3 protein-coding genes are annotated in these 2,843 nt (G+C 72.8%); all 3 read right to left on the reverse strand.

What is annotated here, in order from left to right:
• The coding region (locus OZN99_RS28950) for a lysophospholipid acyltransferase family protein (protein ID WP_270938683.1) at window positions 1-485 on the reverse strand (485 nt) is incomplete at its 3' end.
• 79 nt (window positions 486-564) lie between these two features.
• Complete coding sequence (locus OZN99_RS28955; RefSeq protein ID WP_270938685.1) at window positions 565-1,635, reverse strand: glycosyltransferase family 4 protein; 1,071 nt, start codon at window positions 1,633-1,635, stop codon at window positions 565-567.
• A 38-nt stretch (window positions 1,636-1,673) separates the two neighbouring features.
• Window positions 1,674-2,477, reverse strand: a complete 804-nt coding sequence (locus OZN99_RS28960) for a UDP-2,3-diacylglucosamine diphosphatase (RefSeq protein WP_270938684.1) — start codon at window positions 2,475-2,477, stop codon at window positions 1,674-1,676.
• Between the last annotated feature and the right edge of the window lie 366 nt (window positions 2,478-2,843).

Below are 2,843 nucleotides of genomic sequence, written 5' to 3' on the forward strand. Positions count from 1 at the left end.
ACGGGCGCGACCGCGGCCCCCGACAGGGCGGCCAGCTGCGCGACGCCCGGTGCGGCCTGGCGGCGCGGCCCCCGCGGGCCGTCCGGCGTGATGGCGACCGGATTCCCCGCGCGCAGGATGCGCACCATCTCCACCAGCGCCTGCGCGCCGCCGCGGCGGGAAGAGCCATAGACCATGCGGAAGCCGAAGCGCTCGACGGCGGCGCCGATGAAGCGGCCGTCGCGGTGCTGGCTGACCAGCACGTGCGGCTGCAGCCCGGCGATCGACGGCTCATGCATCACGGCCAGCCGGAACAGCACGGGGATCAGCGGCAGGCGTTCGTGCCAGAAGGCGAGGATCAGCGGCCGGCCGGCGGCGACATGCGCGAAGGCGTCTTCCCCGCCGACGATCCGCCAGCGCGTGGTGCGTGCGACGAAGGCGATGTAGGCGCCCAGCATCCGCGCCAGACCCGCCTGCACGGCGGGATGGCGGATCAGCTTGCGCATCGGTCCCGCGGCGGAAGGCACGTCATGCCGGCGCCCGTAGCACGGCGCGGCGCGGACAGGAAATTTCAGCCGGCGGGCGTCAGCCGGCGACGGGTACCAGACTGTCGCGGAACCGCCGCGCGCAGGCCGCCCAGGAGAACCGCTCGGCATGCGCCCGGCAGGCGGCGCGGTCGGCGCCCAGCGCCCGCCGGCAGGCGGCCGCGAGGTCCTCGTCCAGCGCGCCGGCCGGGCTGTCGCCGATGACGTCGATCGGGCCCGTCACCGGATAGGCCGCGACCGGCGTGCCGCTGGCCAGCGCTTCCAGCAGCACCAGGCCGAAGGTGTCGGTGCGCGAGGGAAAGACGAAGACATCCGACTGCGCATAGGCCCGCGCCAGCGCGCCATTGTCGCGCCAGCCGGTGAAATGCGCATCGGGAAAGCGGCGCATCAGCGCGGCGCGCTGAGGGCCGTCGCCGACCACCACCTTGCTGCCCGGCAGGTCGAGCGACAGGAAGGCCTCGATGTTCTTCTCCACGGCGATGCGCCCGGCATAGACGAAGATCGGCCGCGGCAGCGCCTCCCACTGCTCCGCCGTGCCATGCCACGCCGCGCCCGGGTGGAAGCGGGCGAGGTCCACGCCGCGCGACCAGGGCACCACGCGGGTGAAGCCGCGGCCGGCCAGTTCCCGCGCCAGGGATGGGGTGGCGCAGAAGGTGCCGTGCCCGGCCTCGTGGAAACGCCGCAGCACGGGCCAGGACCAGGCCGTCGGGATCAGGGTGCGCGCCTGCAGGTATTCCGGGAAGCGCGTGTGGAAGGAGGTGGTGAAGCGCCAGCCCCGCTGCAGGCAGATGGCCCGCATCGCCCAGCCGAGCGGGCCTTCGGTGGCGATGTGCACGGCGTCCGGCGCGAAGGCCTCCGCCAGGCTCGCCAGCCGGCGCTTCGGCGCCAGCGCCAGGCGGATCTCGCGGTACCCGGGCATCGGCACGGAGGCGAAGCGGTCCGGCCCGATCACCTCCACCGCGTCGCCAAGCCGCAGCAATTCGTCGCGTACCGTGGACAGGGTTCGCACCACGCCGTTGACCTGCGGGTGCCAGGCGTCGCTGACCACCAGGATGCGGCGCGGCGCCTCGCCGCCGGCTGCCGCGGCCTGCTCGGGCAGCAGCGCGCCCATGCCCCACTCCGTGATGCTGTCCAAGCCGCGCCCGGCCCCTACGCGGCCGCGGCAAGGGGTCGCGGCTCGGCCCGGAAGAAGGACAGGCGGTTCTCCCGCGCCCAGTCCACCAGCTCGAACCGGCCGTCGGCGTGCTCGACCAGCGCGGTGCAGCTTTCCACCCAGTCGCCGTCGTTCATGTAGAGCACGCCGTTCACCATGCGCATCTCGGCGTGGTGGATGTGGCCGCAGACCACGCCGTCCAGGCCGCGACGCCGGGCTTCCTGCGCCAGCGCCGTCTCGAACCGGTCGATCGCCTTCACCGCTTCCTTGACCTGGCGCTTCAGCCACTGGGAGAGCGACCAGTACGGGTAGCCCAGGCGGCGGCGCGCGGCGTTGAACCAGGTGTTGAACAGCAGCGCCCAGTCGTACGCCCAGTCGCCGAGATGCGCGAGGAACTTGGCATAGCGGATCACGCCGTCGAACTGATCGCCATGGATCACCAGGTAGCGGCGGCCATCGGCGCCGACATGCACGGCCTCGTCCACCAGCCGCACGCCCGCGATCTCCATGCCCAGCCAGTCGCGCAGCATCTCGTCGTGGTTGCCGGGAATGTAGGTGACCTCCGTGCCGTTGCGGGCGGCGCGGAGCAGCAGGCGGATCACCTCGTCGTGGTTGGCGTCCCAGTACCAGGACTTCCGCAGCCGCCAGCCATCGACGATATCGCCCACCAGGAACAGCCGCTCGCATTCGATGCGCGTCAGGAAATCCAGCAGGAAGTCGCTGCGGCACCCGCGCGTGCCGAGATGAAGGTCCGAGAGGAACACGGTGCGGTAGCGGCGCTTCGGTTCGGTCGTGTGCATGCCTGTCCGGGTCCCGCGCCTTCTCCGCGTCGGGAACGCGGCCAGGCTGCTTCCGTTGCGTTGCCGCGCTGTAGCCGCCGGCGCCGCGATTCGACGTGAATCTTGAGTGACGTCGTGCACGCGCTGCCCTGTGGAGCGATGCGCGAAGCGCATGTCACGCGGCCGTCAGCGAACCGCCCGCGAATCGTCATGTCGCCGCGCTACGCGGCTGCGGTGCTCATCGTGTTCAACCCCGCGGCCGGCGCCGGCCGGCGCCGGCGTCTGGCGCGCGCGCTGCAGGCCCTGCGGGCGTGCGGGCTTTGCCCGGAACTGGCGGAGACGCGCGGCCCGGGCGATGCGGAGGCCTTCGCGCGCGCGGCGGCGTTG

Origin of the sequence: Falsiroseomonas oryzae, assembly GCF_027856955.1 — a bacterium.
GTDB classification, from domain to species: Bacteria; Pseudomonadota; Alphaproteobacteria; order Acetobacterales; family Acetobacteraceae; genus Falsiroseomonas; species Falsiroseomonas oryzae.